Source organism: Kitasatospora sp. NPDC015120 (genome assembly GCF_043080305.1).
GTDB lineage: Bacteria > Actinomycetota > Actinomycetes > Streptomycetales > Streptomycetaceae > Kitasatospora.
The window spans coordinates 17,838-34,677 of record NZ_JBIBVJ010000030.1; the positions used below are offsets into that span (position 1 = coordinate 17,838).

Sequence of the window (16,840 nt, forward strand, 5' to 3'; positions counted from 1 at the left end):
CCCTCTTATCCGTTCAGGAACTTCAGGACGGCCAGGACCCGGCGGTGGTCGTAGTCGGCCGGCGGGATGTCCAGCTTGCTGAAGATCCCGTTGATGTGCTTCGCCACGGCGCTCTCGCTCACCACCAGGGCGGCGGCGATCCCGGCGTTGGAGCGGCCCTGCGCCATCAGGACGAGCACATCGCGCTCACGCGCGGTGATGCGCTCCAGGGGGTCGCCCTGCTGGCGGACCAGCAGCTGGGAGACCACCTCGGGGTCGAGGACGGTCCCGCCCTCGGCCACCCGCCGCACGGCGTCCAGGAACTCGTCCACATCGGCCACCCGGTCCTTCAGCAGGTAGCCCAGCGCCCTGGTGCGGCCGGACAGCAGCCGGACGGCGTAGCGCTCCTCGACGTACTGGGAGAGCACCAGCACCGCGACCTCCGGGAACCGCTCCCGGATCTTCAGCGCGGCCTGCAGGCCCTCGTCCCGGAAGCCCGGCGGCATCCGCACGTCCGTCAGGGCCAGCGTGGGGCGGTGCTCCTCGACGCTGGCGAGCAGGGCCTCGGCGTCGCCGACGGCGGCGACGACCTCGTACCCCTCGGCCTCCAGCAGCCGCACGATGCCCACCCGCAGCAGCACCGCGTCCTCGGCGATCACGATCCGCATGGCAGCTCCGCGGTGATCACGGTCGGCCCGCCGACCGGGCTGTCGATGTGCAGGGTTCCGTCCACTCCGCCGACCCGCTGCACGAGGCCGCGAAGTCCGCTGCCCGCCTTCTCACTTGCGCCCCCACAACCGTTGTCCGTGACTGTCACCTTGATGATCTCACCCCGCGCGGGGTCCTCGATCTGCTCGACGCTGACGGCCACCTCGCTCGCCCCGGAGTGCTTGGCGACATTGGCCAGCGCCTCGGAGACCACGAAGTACGCCGCCGCCTCGATCGTCCCCGACGGCCGCTGCGGCAGGTCCACCCGCAGCCGCGCGGGCACGGGGGAGCGCGCCGCGATGCCGGACAGGGCCGCGTCGAGGCCGAGGTCGTCGAGGACGGCCGGGTGCAGCCCGCGGACCAGCTGCCGCAGGTCGGCCAGGGTCTGCTTGGTCTGCTCGTGCGCCTGCGCGAGTGCCTCCCGCGCGGGCTCCGGCATGTCCTTGATCTTCCTGCGGGTGATCCCCAGGTTCATCGACAGGGAAACCAACTGCTGCTGGACCCCGTCATGGAGGTCGCGTTCGAGACGGCGGCGCTCCGAGTCGGCCGCCTCGACCACCTTGGCCCGGGCCTCGGTCAGGGTGACCACCCGCTCCGACAGCTGGTTCGCCCGGTCGCGCTGGCTCGGCCCGAGCAACTGCCGGGCCAGGGCGAGGTCCAGCTGCGCCACGCCGCGCGCCACGCTCAACGACAGCTGCAGCACCGCGATCCCGGCGACGGTGAGCACCACCAGCAGGACCTGGTGCAGGCCCATCGTGTAGGGCAGGCCGCGGCCGAGCCCCGTGGTGTCCAGGTAGACGGTGGCCATGGCCAGGCCGGCCGCCCACAGGCCCAGCAGCAGGGCGGCTCCGAGCACACCCCCCGCCCCCGCCAGCGCGTGGTAACCGAGCCACCGCCAGGTGGCCGACGCACGGGCCTCGGCCAGGACCCGCCGCGCCCAGCCGCCCTCGGCGGGCGGCGCGGCCGGCTTCTCCAGCACCAGGTCGACGCCGAGCAGGGCGGCGAACCTGGCCCGCTGGAGGCCGACGAGCCCGCGCGAGCACCGGAACAGGGCGGCGAGCAGCGGCAGCGCGAACACCCAGGTCACCGCCAGCCCGGCGGTGAGCCCGCCGAGGACCAGCAGCACCGCGCAGGTCAGCAGCCCGACCGGCAGGCCCAGCAGCACGTGCAGGACGAGCCGCCACGTCCTCGCCGACCAGGGCGCGGACAGCACGCTCGGAAGGCTGTCCGCGACCCGGCGCACCCCCCGTTGTTCCATGGCATCCACTGCGTACCCGTCTCCTCTGTGCTCGTCCTCGTCCGCCGTCGCCGGGCCCCCGGGCCCCGTGTGCCCGACGTTCCCCGTCCGTCGTCCGCCGTCCGTTCCGTCCCGGACGAGTCTCGTCGATCGCGGCCGTCCCGTCAGGTACGGAGGTACCCGTCTTGAGGGTGGTACCAGGTACAGGGTCCCGGGCGCCGCGACGGCCGCCCCCGCCCCGGATCCGGCGCGATATCGAGGAAATATGGGACCCGGTCGCAGGATGTCGCCCGAAACGCACCCGCATTGTCGGCGATCAGGCAGGGGATCGACGTGACCAATCAGCACGAGCCGTGGCAGCCGCTGGAGATCAGCCCGGAGAGCGTACGGGCGGCAGCGAGCGCCGAGGGCCTCACCGCGTACCTGGAGGAGGCCGGTGACCTCCACGAACTGCTCACCGCGCACAAGGCCCTGGTGTTCCGCGGGTTCGGGGTCGGCGAGGGCGAACTCGGGCCGGTCATGGACCGCCTGGTGCCCGGCCGGCTCGCCTACGTGCACGGCAACTCGCCGCGCAGCAAGGTCGGCAGCAACCTCTACACCTCGACCGAGTACCCGAGCGACCAGACCATCTCGATGCACAACGAGCTGTCCTACGCCCACCGGTGGCCGACGCGGCTGATGTTCTGTTGCGTGGCCGCCCCGGAGACCGGCGGCGCGACCCCCGTGGTGGACGGCGCGCGCTGGTTGGACTCGCTCGACGACGAGGTGCGCGAGGCCTACGCGGGCGGCGTCCGCTACACCCAGAACCTGCACGGCGGCGTGGGCCTCGGCAAGAGCTGGCAGGACACCTTCGAGACGGACCGCACCGAGGTCGTCGACGAGTTCCTCGCCGCGACCGGGGCCACCTGGGAGTGGCGCCGCGGCGGCGACCTGCGGGTGAGCCAGGAGCGGCCGTCCACCCTGCGCCACCCGGTGACGGGCGTCGAGGTCTGGTTCAACCAGTCCGACCAGTGGCACCCGTCGGGGCTGGGCGACGAGACGGCCGCCGAGCTGATGAAGCTGCTGCCGGCCGACGAGCTCCCGCAGTCGGTGACCTTCGCCGACGGCCGCCCGATCCCCGCCGCGTACATCCGGCAGGTCCGTGACCGGGGGCTGGACGCGGCCGTGGACGTGGACTGGCGCCGCGGGGACCTGATGGTCATCGACAACGTGCTCGTCGGGCACGGGCGCAGGCCGTTCACCGGCGGTCGCCGCGTCCTGGTGGCGATGACCGACCACGCCCCGGCCGCGGCCTGACCCGGGCCGTTCCGGGTTCCGGGCACCACTCCGACTCGTCCTCGTACTCATTCAGGTGGACCCTCCATGCTGCCATCGAACACGATTGAGATTCCCGTCGGCATGCGCCGGCTCGTCACGTCGATCCAGGAGGTCGTGGACCGGGGCCTGCCGGACGACCGCACCGCACCGCTGGTGGCGGAGCTGCTGCGCGCGGCGCTCCCGGAGGGCGAACTGCTCCGGGAGCGCGACCGGACCGGCTCGCCCGACGGCTACACCCAGCACGTGCTGCACGTGGGCGACGGCGGCGGGTTCTCCGTCGTCGCCCTGGTGTGGCTGCCCGGCCAGTGCACCCCCGTCCACGACCACCTCTCCTGGTGCGTGGTGGGGGTGCTGGAGGGCGAGGAGACCGAGGTGGTGTTCGCCCCGGACGCGGACGGCCCGCCGGGGTCGCTCCGGGTGGTCGGCGAGCAGCACAACCCGACCGGCAGCGTCGGCTGGCTCGTGCCGCCGGACGACATCCACGTGGTCCGCAACGACGGCCCGGGCCTGGCGATCTCCCTGCACGTGTACGGCGCGGACGTCTCCCGGCTGGGCTCCAGCATCCGCCGGACCTACCGGCCGGCGGGTTCCTAGGACCGCCCCGCACGGCCTCGGAGGCGCCGGTCGGAAAGGCGCCTCCGAGGCCGTGCCGTGCCGCGAGCGGCGAGGAGCCGGCGAACGGCCTAACTCGCCAGAGCCGCGCCGGCCATGATCTCCCGTGCCATCCGCGGGAATTCGCGGTCGCCGGCCAGCACCGCCTCGTGCACCCGGCACAGGGTCGGGCCCGGGTCGATGCCCAGCTCCTCCGCGAGGATGCGCCGGCCCTCCCAGAAGACGCCGAGCGCCTCGCCCTGCCGGTCGCCCAGACAGAGCGCGATCATGAACTGCGCCCGCAGCCGCTCCCGCAGCGGATACATCATCACCAGCCCGGCCAGCTCGGACACCAGCGCCCGGTGGTCCGCCATCGCCAGGTCGGCGTCGATCCGGGCCTCCAGCGCGGAGATCCGCTCCTCCTCCAACTGCGGGCCGTGGACGTCCCGCAGGACGTCCGTGGTGTCGGCCAGCGCGGGCCCGCGCCAGAGCTGCAGCGCGGCCCGCAGCCGCGCCGCCGCCCGCCGGTGGTCACCGGCCCGCAGCTCGCGGTCGGCCTGGGCCGCCATCCGCCGGAACTCCCTGTGGTCGAAGCGCGCGGACCCGAGGCGCAGCAGGTAGCCGGACGACTGGCGGACGATCTCGGCGTCCGCCCCGACGTGTTTGCGCAGCCTCGACACATGCGTGTAGATCTGCGCGGAGTGCGTCACCGGCGGCCGGGGCCCCCACAGCCAGGTGCTCAGCTTCTCGTCCGAGACGAGCTTCTCGTTCGCCATGAGGAGCCCGGCCAGGATGGTCTTCTGCTTGGCCCCGCTCGGCGCGTGGTCCTGGCCGCCCGAACGGACCAGGACCGGGCCGAGGATCGAGAACTCCATTTCCGTCCCCCTGAGAAAATGACCTGCCACCGCCGGGACCGTCCACACCTGGCCCCGGGGCCTGCTGCGACGGGGTTCGGCCCGGCAAAGCGGCCGATCCGTCGTAGGCTTATCACTCTCGGTCGGAGCTCTATATTTTTTCTATTTCAACTTTGTTGCGCGGGATTTCCAGGATTCATTCACGAGTATTTCACCGGAATTCCGGGAGCGTCCGGCGCGGGGCCGTGACGCTCCGCCGGGGCCGTCCCTCCCCTGGCTGCGACGGCGGGGCCTAGGTACGTTGGTCCAAGTGCCGGGCATAAATTCTTCAGAACATACAAACGCGGCCGGGTGGACGCCGCGCGCCCAGGACCCCGACTTCACCCTGCGCGCCTGACGGGGGCGGGTGCGTGCCCGCCCGTCAGCAGGTCCCGGGGCGCAGACGGCGCAGGGCCAGGCGGAGCCGGCCGGCGGCCGGGCGGCCGGCGAGGACGGCCTCGAAGCGGCGGTGGTCGCGGGCCGAGCGCAGTACCGCGAGGTCGTGGGTGCCGGGCAGGGGCGGGGCGGGTTCGGCGTGCCGGGCGGCCCGGTAGCTGTCGAGGAGGTGCTGGTGCAGCGCGTTCATGGGCCCACCCTGCACCCCGGCGGCCCGGTGGGTCCCGCCGATTGACGGCCCTCGTCAACCGGCGCGGCGCGCGGCCCCGGCAAGGATCCGGGAGAGGACCTAGGCGGTCAACGGCCCGAAGGTCCGCCGCAGGTCGGTGGCCTCGGCCGGGCCGGTCACCCAGGCGAGGGGGGCGTGGTGCACCCGGATCCCGGCCGGGGGCTGGAGCAGGGCCTCGCCGGCCGCGTTGCGCGGCCACTCCACCGAGCCGGTGGCGGTCCTGGCGGGGACGAGCCAGTAGTCGCCCCGGGTGTAGGAGCCGTCCGGCCGGAAGTACACCTGGACGCCGTCCTCCAGGTCGAGCCAGCGCCCCTCCCGGAGCCGCAGGGCGCCGCCGGCCAGCGGCAGGGCGTCCCGGCCGCGCAACTCCCGGTGGTCCCAGCGGCGCAGGAAGGGGTGGCGCCCGGCCTGCCGCCCGACCTCCGGCACCGGTTCGGCGGACAGCCGCACCCGGCGGCCCGGCAGGTCGGTCTCCTCCACCTGGAGCAGCTCCGTCACCTCGTCCCGGCTGACGGACGCGCTGTCCGCGACCTCGACCAGGTCGCCGACCGAGAGCCCGAGCCTGTCGTCGTCGCCCAGGGTGCCGAGGCCGACCCAGACGCCCTCGACGGAGACGATCGGGAGGACGACCGAGCCGTTCTCCCGGGACCACTTGAACGTGGCGTCGCCGCCGGCCCGGCCGCCGTGGTGGACCTCCACCCGGTACAGCTGGTTCTCCGGGCCCCGGTAGCGCGCCTCGGGGTGCGCCAGGCACGGGTCCTCGCCCGCCCGCTCCGGGCGCCGGGCCCGCGCGGCCAGCCGGGCGACGGGCCGCTCACGCGCCCCGGCCCAGGCGTCGAAGGCCTCCCGCACCCCGGCGGGGCCGCCCTGCGGAACGCTCAACTCCGAGGCGGGCAGCGCGAGCACCTGCCAGACGACCTTGGCCCGGGCCGCGGTGTCGGGCTGCGCGGCGCCGAGCGCGACCTCGCGGAGCTCGGGGTCCTCGACCGCGGTGACGCTGCGCTCCCAGACCTTCAGGTAGACCAGGAACGGGAAGGCGCCGGGCAGCCGGTCACCGGGGCGCTCCTGGTCCCGGTAGGCGTCCGGCTGGTCCCAGTACGTCCAGCCGGCGGGCTCCTGGTGGGCCTCGTCGGCGTCGGAGGCGCCGGTGGAGGGGCCGGCGGCGGGGCCGTCGGACGCACCGGCGGCGCCGTCCTCCGGCGCGGCCCGGCCGGGCGCGGGCCGGCGGGCCTCGCACAGGATGCCGTCGACGTAGTAGCGGCCGGCGCCGATGGTGAGGTCGTCCACGTCGTGACTGCCCGGCACGTGGCCGATCGCGAACCCGGCCGCCGCGGCCGGTCCGCCGTGACGGCCGATCAGGTCGGCGGCGAGGGTGCGCAGCTGGTACCGCTCGATCGCGGCCTGCTCGTTGGCGTCGGCGTCGAGCTGGACCCGGCCCTGCTGCGTCAGCACCGCGGAGTAGTGCTTGCCGGGCCGGAAGGTGAGGCGCGAGAAGTCTGCGTGCACGGTCGTCCTCTCGGGAACGATGGGCGGGGGCGGGTCAGGTGACGAAGAAGATCCCGGCGTCGGCGCCGGCCGGCGTGTACTCGGCCAGCCGCGCCCGCAGGTTGTCCTCGCGCTGGGGCTGGAACAGGTCGTGGAAGGCGCCCAGTTCGGAGCGGTCCTCGGCGCCGCGGGTGATCTCCGGCGCGCACCCGGCGGCGAACCGGCCGTAGTCGGGCGTGCCGTAGCGGAGGCTGCTGAACAGCGGGCGGACCCGGGCGGTCTCCAGTTCGCGCAGCCGGGCGGCCCGCTCCGGGGGCAGGTCGCCGCGCTCGACCAGCTCGGTCACCGCCGAGCGGACCAGGTCGGGCTGGCAGGCGTAGCGGCGCGGGGTGCGCGAGCCCGGGGGCACGTAGCAGAACCGCAGGCAGCCGGCCGAGCGGCGGGCCACCCGCAGCCGCCCGGTGAAGACGCAGTCCTCGGCGACCGGCACCGCGTGGGTGTGCACCTCGCCGGCCACGGTGGTGCGGTGCGCGTGCAGCAGCGCGTGGGCGTGGGTGCAGTCGGGCCCGGCGAGCGCCGGGCGCCGGGGCCCGGTGGCGTCCAGGACGCTGTCGCTGAGGTGGATCTCCAGCGGGTCGGTGCCGGCCTCGTCGCCGACGACCTGGATCGCGCCCAGGATGCTGTGCTCGATCCGGACGCAGGCCGTGGTGCGGTCCAGGACGAGGCTGGGTTCGTGCGGCGCGTGCGGCGCGCAGTGCGGCTCCAGCGACCAGCCCGGGACGAGGGTGCAGTGCCGCAGGGTGACGGAGGCCAGCGGGCCGGTGACGTTGACACCGCGCCCGGTGACCAGCAGGCCGTCCAGGACCAGCCGCCCGCCGGGCACCACGCCCCGGACGTTGAGCGCGTCCGGCCGGTTGCTGTACCAGTCGAGCAGCCGGATCACCGGCCGGGTGCCCTCGGCGGCGCGCAGTTCGAGGCGGTCGTCGGCCCCCAGGTCGAAGTCCAGCTGTTCCTGGTGGGCGCCGCTGTGGGTGATCTCGATGACGGCGTCGCCGCCCGCGCGGCCGGCCCGCTGGTCGGCGCGCCACTGCTCGTAGGCGTCGTCGATCCGCTGGTACGGCCCGCCGGGGCCGACCCGGTAGAGCGTGCGGTGCCGGCCCTCCGGGCGCTCGCGCGGGTACTCCCCGCCGCCGGTGTCGTCGCCGAACGCGTAGTGGTGGTCGACCCAGACGCCGCGGCGCGGGGCGGTGCGGGCGCCGAAGGCGATCCGGCCGAGCACCGGGTCGACGGCGACCTGGCCGCGTGCCGGCCGGTAGGTCCAGCCGGTCAGGTCGGCCACCGTGATCTCGGCGGGCGGGACGGGCTCCCGGGCGCCGTCGCGCCAGAGGGCGAAGCTCTTGCCGGGCCCGTAGTAGTCGGCGAGCCGCTCGGCCAGCTGCCGCCGCCGGATCGGGGCCGGCACGTTGTCGAGCGCCGCGAGGTGGGAGGCCGAGGGCTCCGGTTCGGGCCTGGTGAACAGCGGGGCGTCGTTGCCGAGCACCGAGAAGGTGAACAGGTTCCTGGCCCGGTCGATGCAGTAGGCCGGCGCCCGGGTGACGGAGTACGGCTTCAGCCGCCACACGTACAGGGCGACCCCGGCGGGCGTGCGGCCGCCCGGGCGGCGGGCGGAGCCGGCCCGGCGGACGTCGGCGGTGTGCGCCTGCTCGTCGAAGGGGCCGCCGAGCAGGTCCAGCGCGGTGCCGTCCCGCAGGTCGGCGAGCCGGCCCCGGCCCGGCCGCCGCCCGGCGGCGGGCTCCTCGTCCGGGCGCAGCAGTCGCACCGGCGGGGTGCCGGCGAGCAGCCGGGAGAGTTCCACGGCCCGGGCGGGCCAGTCGGCGACCGAGGCGGACAGCTCCTCCAACAGGGCGAGGGTGCCCTTGCGGCGGCGGTGGGCGACGGTGTTGGCGACGTCGTGCCGGGGCGCCAGCCGGGCGGCGAGCCGGTCGCGGGCCGCGGCCCGCTCCGGGGAGGCCGCGCCGTGCAGGCCGGTCGCGAGCACCTCCTCGTAGCCGGGCAGGATCCGGTAGCCGACCAGGTCGCCGAGGTAGGCGACGGCCCAGTCGGCGGCGGTCTCCACGAACCAGTCCCGGTAGCCCTGGTCGATGCCGCCGCGCACGAGGTCGGCCTGCTCGGCGATGACGGCCAGCAGCGCGCGCAGCGGCTCGCCCGCGTCGGCGTCCCGCAGCCGGTGCCAGCGCGGCAGCAGCTCCAGCAGTCCGTCCGGGTCCCGCTCGCCGGTGTCGCTCATCCGCGGATCTCCTTGAGGATCAACGTGTCGGGCAGGTTCGGCGCCAGCATGACCAGCTGGGCCGGGCGCAGGCCGCGGAAGACCGTCAGCACCCGGCCGGGCGGCAGCGGGCGGGTGTCGGTGACGTCCGGGTTGAGCCGCAGCAGCTCCGCGACCGTGATGCCGTGGCGGGCGGCGACGGCGGTGAGGCTCTCCCCGGCGGGGTCACGGACCCGGTGGCGCTGCTCCTCGAAGCGGGCGAGCGCGGCCGGGACGCTCGGCTGCGGCCGCGCGAGCCGCTCGGACAGCTGCTCCAGGCCCTCCGGGGTGAGGCTGCCGGGCACACCGGTGAAGGCCTCGACCTCGACCCGGGCCACACCGGGCACGGCCTGGGCGGTGGCGAGCACCTCGGACAGGTGGGCGCTCCGGCCGAGTTCGCGTCCGGCGAAGCCCAGGCGGTCGAGCAGGGCCCGGCGCAGCGCCGGTTCGACGGCGTCCCAGGAGTGGTCCGGGTCGAGCTCGACGCCCGCGGCGACGATCAGCAGCACGAGTTCGCGCGGCGCGACCTCGACCGGCAGCCTCGGGTCGCCGTGGGCGGTGAGCGCGGAGCGCAGGGTGCGGACCAGGTCGGAGTCGCCGGTGAGCGGGATGTCGTCCACCCCGGCCACCGTGACGTGGACCAGTTCGCGCCCGCCGTCCGGGAGCAGGGCGGCGGCGGCGCGCCCGATGCCGGCCCGGGAGCGGGTGAAGTCCTCGTAGTCGGGCACCGAGACCAGCCGGTCGAGGGCGGTCACGGCGAGCGGGACGGTGCGCCGGGCGAGGCCGGGGCCGTCCGGTCCGGCGCCGCCGGTGGCGGGCAGCGGGTTGACGACGGCGGAGACGCCGAGCGGACGGGTGGTGAGCTGGGTGATCCGGCCGGCGCCGACGTTGCCCGCCGGGCCGATGCCGATCCGGTAGCGGGCGCGGACGTTCTCCCGGCCGGTGGGCAGGCGCGAACCGTGCACGCCGTCGCCGAAGGTGACGGTGGTGCGGCCGTCGCCCGCGGTCGCGGTGACGTAGACCCGTTCGTCGGGGCCGCGCCCGGCGAGGCTGTCGACCTCGTGCCAGAGCACGCCGTCGACCCGGACCTCCAGGGTGCTCCGGGCGCCTGCGGGGGTGTCGGCGGCCAGCCAGGTGAGCGGCGACTGCCAGAGGGCGAAGCGCTGGCCGGGGATGCCGGCGTCGCCGCTGCCGAGGGCCTCGTCGCGGGTGGCGCCCTGGGTGGCGCGGACGACGTTGCCGAGGACCTGGACGGTGTCGCGCCGGTAGCGGTGGGCGAGGCCGGCGCTGAGCGTGATCGTGGTGCGGACGGTGTCCCCGGGCAGGCGCGGGTCGACGCTCTGCCCGACCCCGGCGATCATGGCCAGTTCGGTGCCCCGGACGCCGGTGGTGCCCGGGATGTCGGTGCGCTCGCCGCTCACCGCGACGAGCCGACCGGGGGTCAGCCCGTCGTAGAGCCGGGCGAGTTCGATCCGGTCGCCGTGGACGTCCTCGGTGACGGGCTCGTCGGCGAGCCGCAGCGACTCGCCGCGGGCGTAGACGGTGGCGTCCCGGATGTGCGAGAGCTGGGTGTCCTGGTCGTCCAGCCAGGGCTGCTGGAGGGACAGCTCGGTCACCTTGCCGGTGATGCCGAAGTCGGCGCGGGAGACCACCCGCACATCGGTCACCCGGGTGATGACCTCGGCGAGGTCGCGGCTGCCCGGGATGCCGCCGTCGAGCCCCTTGCGCGGGCGCTGGACGACCACCCAGCTGCCGGGCGCGATCTGGTCGTACACGGCGTCGAGGGTGAGGACGGTGCCGGAGACCGGCTGCAGCTTGGTGGTGAACACCACCTCGACGGCGGGCGGGGACTGCTCGGTGGCCGGGTGGCGGTGCATCCGGACGGTCAGTTCGCCGGACTCGCCGGTGGCCTCCTGGCCCGGGTCGAGCCGGTGGTCGAGCACGGGGCCGGGTCCGCCCTCGACCCTCACGTGCACGCGGCCGTCGGCCTGCGGGCGGGAGACGAGGACGGTGCGTTCGGGCAGCCGGGCCAGGAACCGGGCGCTGACGCCGGGCTCCCGGCCGGGTGCGGGTGCGGGTGCGGGTGCGGGCGCGGGTTCGGCGGAGGCGTGCGGGTCCGGCGGCGGCGGTTCGGTGGTGGTCACCTGGACCTGGCCGGGCCCGAACGGGAAGGTGTGGTCCCACGGCAGGGAGAACCCGCTGTGCAGCAGGCTGCCGGCCTCGACGTAGGTGAAGTCGGCGGTGGTGGGGACGGCGCCGGCGGTGTCGAAGCCGACCCGCACGCCGATCAGCGTGCTGCCGGAGAGCGGCCAGTCCACGTAGCGGTCGATCCGGCCGTCGGCGCCGTACACGGGTTTGAGCGGCGCGGTGGCGCCGAACGGCGTGGCGACCACCCGCATCGCCTGGATCTCGTGCACGGCGAGCGGCGCGGTCAGGTCGACCCGTTCCCAGGCGCGGTAGAGGCCCGCGCGCAGCCGGGGGTCCAGGGCGGCCAGCAGCTGCGGGCCGAGGTCCGAGCCGGCGGCGAACAGGCGCCGCGGGTCGCGGGCGAGGTCGCGGGCGCTGAGCGGGAGCCGGGCGGGGGTGGTGCGCAGCGCCGCCAGCAGCGGGCCGAGGCCGCGGACGGCCGGGTCGGCGGCCGCGGGGCCGGGCGGGTGGGGCCCGGGATCGTCGGGGGGCTGCGGCGGCTCCAGCTGGTGGGCGCGCTCGCGCAACCGGGCCAGCTCCTCACCGAGGGCCCCGAACCACTCGGCCACCGCCCGCCGGGGGCGGGCCAGTTCGGCGGCCTCGGCCGCCCGCGCCGCCACCGGGACGAGCCGTTCGGCGAAGTCGGCCGGGGTGCTCAGCGGACCGTCCGGCCGGTCGAGGTCGGCGCGCAGCGGGGCCAGCACCTGCTCGTCGAACTCCCGGACGATCCGGCTCCGCCCCGGCCGGGGGCGGGGGGCGTGCTCGGAGACGGTGATCCAGTCCGTCAGCTCGGCGCGCAGGTCCTTGAGGGTGCGCAGGTCCCGGGGCAGCCCGATCACGGTGACGTCGTTGTCGCGGTCGATCCGCACCTCGGGCACCAGCCGCAGCACCCGGTGGACCGGATCGGCGGCCCGGTCGGCGCTGAAGACGAACAGCAGCCGGTCGCCGGGCCTGAGGTTGTTGGCGGTGCCGGCGACGAACAGCTCGGCCCGGCCGCCGGGGTTCAGCTGCCCGGGCGTCAGCTGGTAGGGGCGGCGGCGCAGCACGGCCAGCTCGTTCCAGGCCGGGCGGGCGGTGAGGTCCTCCGCGGTCTCGAAGGACTGCGGGTCCTCGCCGGGGCCGGGGACGCTCTGGCTGCGGGCGCCGCGCGGTACGGTGACGGCCGGGTCCTCGACGGCCCGCGGGTCGTGGTCGAGGGTGTAGGCGAGGTGGGTGTCGGCGGCCACGCCGGGCCGCGGCCGGTGCCCGACCAGCCGGCCGAGCAGGGTGAGCGAGCCCTCCTCGGTGGCGGTGCGCAGATACCCCTCGTCGGCGATCCGCTCGGAGTGGAAGGCGAGCACGTCGGCGAGCACCGCCCAGGCGTCCAGCAGCGCGATCGCCGGGTCGTCGGGGGTGCGGACGGTCAGGTCGCGCAGCGCCGGGTACGCGGGGCCGGACAGCCGCGCCAGCATGCTGTCGAGGAACTGCCCGTACCGGCCGACGCGGTGGTCGAGGGCGGCCAGCCCGGGCGGGTTGAACAGCGGGGCCGGGGTCGCCGTCGCGGTGCCCGTGCAGCCGCAGGTGCACTGGCCGTTCACCGGCCACCTCCGATCACGATCGAGAGCCGGCCGTTCTCCGGCCGGTCGGGGTCGTCGTCGCACGCGGCGACCTCCAGTGCGCCGAGCCGCAGCAGTCCGGCGTCCGGCTCGCCGTCGTCCCGCCCGAACTGCCGCCGCAGCCGGGTGACCCGGGCACTGACCACGCCCGGCACGGCGGCCGCCGCGGCCACCAGCCGGGAGGCCCGCACCGGCTCGCCGAAGCCCAGCGCGTCCGGGTGGAAGAAGCCGAGGCGCCCGTCCGGCAGCGCGCGGCTGCCCAGCACCCGGCGCAACTCGGCGAGGACGTGGCCGCGTTGGTACCCGGCGGCGGCACAGATCCGCAGTTCGGCGTCGAGCGGCACCAGCAGGGCGGGGCGCACGACCAGCGCGTGGCCGATCCGGCGGTACGCCTCCAGCGCCTGGCCGACCGCCTCCAGCAGCGGGCCGTCCGCGCGGGCCTGCCCGTACGGCTCGACGGCGACGTGCACCTCCTGGCCGCTGCCGGTCCAGCGGAGTTCGGCGGCGGCCCGCCGGACCCCCGGCAGACCGGCGGCCAGCTCCGCGTAGTCGCCGGCCGTGACGGCGCGCAGCCGGCGGCGGCGCAGCGCGAGCGGCGCCGACTGCCGCACCAGGGCGAGGGGTTCGGGTCCGGTGCCGCCGGTCGCGGGCAGCGGGTTGCGGACGCGCAGCACCGCGTCCTGCGGCCGGGTGGCGGCCTCGTCCCGCGGGGGCCGGCCGACCACCAGGTGGTTGACGGCCTCCGCGCCCACGTTCCCGGCCGGGCCGTTGCCGAGGCGGTAGGCGACCCGCAGCTCCGCGCCGGGCCGCGGCGGCCGGCCGTGGCGGCCGTCGCCGAAACGCAGCGCGAGACGGCCGTCGTCCTCGAACTCGCCGACGAAGTGCCGGTCCCGGGGGCCGTCGGCCAGCAGGTCCCGGCGGGGCGTCCACTCCAGGCCGTCGGCCGTGGCCAGGACCGCGGGCAGGGCGGCGCGCGGATCCTGGACGGCGGCCTCGCCCGCCGGGCCGGCCAGCGCGGGGGAGCCGGGGTCGAGCCCGGCCGCGTACCGGGCGCCCCAGCTCCGGTCCACCTCCCAGACGCCGGAGCGCCGGAGCACCACGCCGGAGCGGGTGCGCGCGAGGAGCACGTCGAGGCGGCGCAGCTTGCCCGCGAGCAGCCGGGTGCGGCGGGCCAGCAGCTCGCGCAGCCCGTCGGCGGGCCGCTCCGCGAGGCGCAGCTCCTGCACCACCCGGGCGCCGAACAGCACCGTCAGTTCGGCGAGTTCGGCGCGGGAGAGGCGGTGGCCGCCGCGCGCGCGGTGCCACAGCTCCTCCAGCCGCCGGCGGACCCGTTCGGGCACGGCGGCGAGCAGGGCGGCCTGTCCGGCGCAGACGTGGGCCCGGTCGGGGTAGGCGGCCGCCCGGGTGACCGGCGTGCGGCGCAGCAGCGGTCGGAAGGGCTGCGCCAGGACGGGGTAGCGGGTCTGGTCGAGCAGCGTCTCCAGCACCGCCGCCTGGGCGTCGGCGGTGGGCGGCTCGACCTCGGCGCCCCCGCCGTCCCCGCCCTCCGCGCCGGAGCCGGGCGCGAGCCGCACCCGCAGCCCGGCCCGCCGGACCGCCGCCGCGCCGACCAGCGCCTCCAGCTCGCGGACCTGCCGCGGGCCGAGCTGCCGGCCGCCGCGGGCGAGGCCGAGCAGGTCCTGGACGGCCTGCGCGGCCGGGCTGTCCCCGGCGCCCTCCGCGCCGCCGCAGCCGCAGCCGCCCGGTGAGCAGGGCGCCACCCGCACCGGCTCCGGCGGCACCGGGAAGGTCTCCGGGGCCCCGCCGCAGAAGGTGAGGGAGCGGCCGTGGTCGGCCAGGACGACATTGCCGCGGGCCACGCTCACGTCGGCGACCGGGCCGCAGCCGCTGCCGCCGTGCGCGGACAGGCAGACCGGGAAGGACAGCGCGTCCTGCGGCGCCCAGGCGACCTCGACCAGCGGCTGCCCGTACAGCTCGTCGACCAGCGGGGTGACCGCGGTGAGCCGCACGGCCTGGCGGTGCGCCGGATCGGCGTCGGCGGCGGCGCCGGTGCGCGGGCCGAGCACCTCCTCGACGACCAGCAGGTCGCCGGGGCGCAGCGCCAGCTGCCGGCCCCGCTCCTCCGGGCGGCCGGACGGGTGGTGCCACTCGTCGCGCAGCGTGGCGCCGGTCGCGCCCGCGGGCAGCACGCAGTCCTGGTCGCCCCAGGTCCAGAACCGGATGGCGTTGTGGGCGGGGTGCAGCGCCACGTCCGCCCCGCCGAGCGGCTCGAACACCTCGACGGCGGCGGTGCGCGCGAGCGCGTCCAGGTCCTCGTCCGGGATCACCGCGCCGAGGTCCGGGCGGTCCTGCGGGCCGAGCCGGCCGACGTCGACGGCGGCGAAGCGGAAGGTGCCGTGCCGCAGGGTCAGCGGCCGGTCCACCGTCAGCGCGACGAACGCCCGGGCGTTGCAGCCGTCGTGCATCGGGTAGTCCGTCAGCCGGACGTGCCGGCGCACCGACACCCGGCGGCGCGCGGTGTCGAGGTACGCCTCGGTGGCCACCGCGTCCTGCTGGTAGGAGAGCAGGTCGGCGGTGTGGGCGAGCAGTTCGACCAGGGTGATGCCGAGGTCCGGCAGGTGCCGCTCGGACCAGCCGGGGACGGTGAGGCTCATCCGGTCCAGCACCAGCCGCCGCAGGCTCTCGTAGTCGCGGGCCGTGTAGTCGGTCACCGGGGCCGGGCGGACGACGGGCGGGCAGCTCTCCTCGGCGCGGCAGTCGAAGGGGGAGGGGCGGCCGGCGCCGAAACAGAAGGCGGTGCTCGCGTACCTCGGGTCGAAGTCCGGGTGCGGGCGGGTGCCCGGCCGGCCGTGGGCGTCCGCCCCGACCACGGTCAGCCGGTAGCGGGAGGTGTCGCCGGAGCGGTCGAGGGTGACCCGCATCAGGTCGTCCAGCTCCGGGTCGTCCGCGCGCTCGATCTCGACGCGGACGGCGCGCAGGCCGGTGATCCGCCGGCCGCCGTCGATCCGGAGGTTCTCCGGGCCCAGCCCGTCCGGCGCCCGGCCGAGGAAGGTCACCTCCAGCGTGCGCCCGTCGTCGCCCGGCTCGGCGCCGTCCAGGCCCAGCAGCCGCGCCGCGCGCACGTCGGCGCGCCGCAGCTCCGTCCCGCACCGGGCCCCCGGCCCCTCGCTGCGCCCGGTCATGCCGCCACCCCGCCCTCGAACACGTCCTGCCGCTGGGTACCGGTGCGGCGCACCACGTACGCCAGCCGGACCCGCACCACGTCGTCCTCGCTCTCCACGTCGAGCGAGCCGACCTCGATCACCTCGCCGAGCCACCGTTGCAGCGCCGCCCGGACGGACAGCTGCAGGGTGGCCGCCAGCTCGGGACTGTTCGGCGCGAAGACCAGGTCGAGCAGTCCGCAGCCGAAGTCCGGGTGCATGACCCGCTCGCCGGGAGCGGTGAACAGCAACTGCTCGATCAGGTCGCGCACGTGGTCGTCGTACCCGGCCTCGGCGGTGCGCCCGCGCCGGTCGATCCGGAACGGGAACGCCGGGTCCGTGCGGGCCGGTCCGGCGCCGTCGCCGGGGTACCCGGTGGCGTTCATGTCCCCTCCGCGCGCTGCTGGACGACGGTCACGACCGGCGGCCCCTGCGGGACCTGCTCGGCGCTCTGGCACAGCCCGACGGCGGAGCTCGGCAGCGCGGGGGAGCCGTTCACCCGGATCCGGGCGGACGGCACCACCCAGCGGACCGTGACGCACGGCTGCGCCTTGCCGGCCACGGTGAACGGGCAGCCGGTCACGGTGTACGGGTCGGCGGTGCCGGTGACGGCCTGGCCGGCGACCAGCACCCGGGCCTGGGCGGGCCGGGCGGTCGCCCGGGCCCCGTGCGGGCAGAGCACCGTGGCGTTGACGTGCAGCAGATTTCCGGGCACGAG

12 protein-coding genes are annotated in these 16,840 nt (G+C 76.2%); 2 read left to right on the top strand and 10 right to left on the bottom strand.

Features of this window, described 5'->3' with window-relative positions; genetic code table 11:
* Nucleotides 1-5 precede the first annotated feature (5 nt).
* Complete coding sequence (locus ACF1AK_RS34205; RefSeq protein ID WP_391502722.1) at nucleotides 6-647, bottom strand: response regulator; 642 nt, start codon at nucleotides 645-647, stop codon at nucleotides 6-8.
* Complete coding sequence (locus ACF1AK_RS34210) at nucleotides 635-1,945, bottom strand: sensor histidine kinase (RefSeq protein ID WP_391502723.1); 1,311 nt, start codon at nucleotides 1,943-1,945, stop codon at nucleotides 635-637. Before ACF1AK_RS34210 ends, ACF1AK_RS34205 begins: the two co-directional genes overlap by 13 nt.
* Nucleotides 1,946-2,257: 312 nt before the next feature.
* Here ACF1AK_RS34210 and ACF1AK_RS34215 point away from each other — a divergent pair, with 312 nt between their 5' ends.
* A complete protein-coding gene (locus tag ACF1AK_RS34215; protein WP_391502724.1) occupies nucleotides 2,258-3,220 on the top strand; it encodes a TauD/TfdA family dioxygenase in 963 nt (320 codons plus the stop codon).
* Nucleotides 3,221-3,286: 66 nt separating this feature from the next.
* Nucleotides 3,287-3,835 carry a cysteine dioxygenase gene (locus ACF1AK_RS34220; RefSeq protein ID WP_391502725.1) on the top strand — a complete coding sequence of 183 codons (549 nt, stop codon included), beginning with the start codon at nucleotides 3,287-3,289 and terminating at the stop codon, nucleotides 3,833-3,835.
* 89 nt (nucleotides 3,836-3,924) lie between these two features.
* Here ACF1AK_RS34220 and ACF1AK_RS34225 read toward each other — a convergent pair whose 3' ends face one another.
* From ACF1AK_RS34225 to ACF1AK_RS34260, 8 genes are all read right to left on the bottom strand, one after another.
* The gene (locus ACF1AK_RS34225; RefSeq protein ID WP_391502726.1) at nucleotides 3,925-4,707 is read right to left on the bottom strand and encodes a BTAD domain-containing putative transcriptional regulator; all 783 of its coding nucleotides are present in this window, start codon (nucleotides 4,705-4,707) and stop codon (nucleotides 3,925-3,927) included.
* 400 nt (nucleotides 4,708-5,107) lie between these two features.
* Nucleotides 5,108-5,311 carry a hypothetical protein gene (locus ACF1AK_RS34230; protein WP_391502727.1) on the bottom strand — a complete coding sequence of 68 codons (204 nt, stop codon included), beginning with the start codon at nucleotides 5,309-5,311 and terminating at the stop codon, nucleotides 5,108-5,110.
* Nucleotides 5,312-5,410: 99 nt separating this feature from the next.
* Nucleotides 5,411-6,856, bottom strand: a complete 1,446-nt coding sequence (locus ACF1AK_RS34235; protein WP_391502728.1) for a DUF6519 domain-containing protein — start codon at nucleotides 6,854-6,856, stop codon at nucleotides 5,411-5,413.
* A 34-nt stretch (nucleotides 6,857-6,890) separates the two neighbouring features.
* On the bottom strand, nucleotides 6,891-9,122 hold the full coding sequence (locus ACF1AK_RS34240) for a hypothetical protein (protein ID WP_391502729.1): 2,232 nt from the start codon (nucleotides 9,120-9,122) through the stop codon (nucleotides 6,891-6,893).
* The gene (locus ACF1AK_RS34245; protein ID WP_391502730.1) at nucleotides 9,119-12,904 is read right to left on the bottom strand and encodes a putative baseplate assembly protein; all 3,786 of its coding nucleotides are present in this window, start codon (nucleotides 12,902-12,904) and stop codon (nucleotides 9,119-9,121) included. The genes ACF1AK_RS34240 and ACF1AK_RS34245 overlap by 4 nt, the downstream gene beginning before the upstream one ends.
* The gene (locus ACF1AK_RS34250; protein ID WP_391502731.1) at nucleotides 12,901-16,104 is read right to left on the bottom strand and encodes a putative baseplate assembly protein; all 3,204 of its coding nucleotides are present in this window, start codon (nucleotides 16,102-16,104) and stop codon (nucleotides 12,901-12,903) included. Before ACF1AK_RS34250 ends, ACF1AK_RS34245 begins: the two co-directional genes overlap by 4 nt.
* Nucleotides 16,101-16,508, bottom strand: a complete 408-nt coding sequence (locus ACF1AK_RS34255) for a GPW/gp25 family protein (protein WP_391502732.1) — start codon at nucleotides 16,506-16,508, stop codon at nucleotides 16,101-16,103. Before ACF1AK_RS34255 ends, ACF1AK_RS34250 begins: the two co-directional genes overlap by 4 nt.
* The gene (locus ACF1AK_RS34260) at nucleotides 16,505-16,837 is read right to left on the bottom strand and encodes a hypothetical protein (protein WP_391502733.1); all 333 of its coding nucleotides are present in this window, start codon (nucleotides 16,835-16,837) and stop codon (nucleotides 16,505-16,507) included. Before ACF1AK_RS34260 ends, ACF1AK_RS34255 begins: the two co-directional genes overlap by 4 nt.
* Nucleotides 16,838-16,840 lie beyond the last annotated feature (3 nt).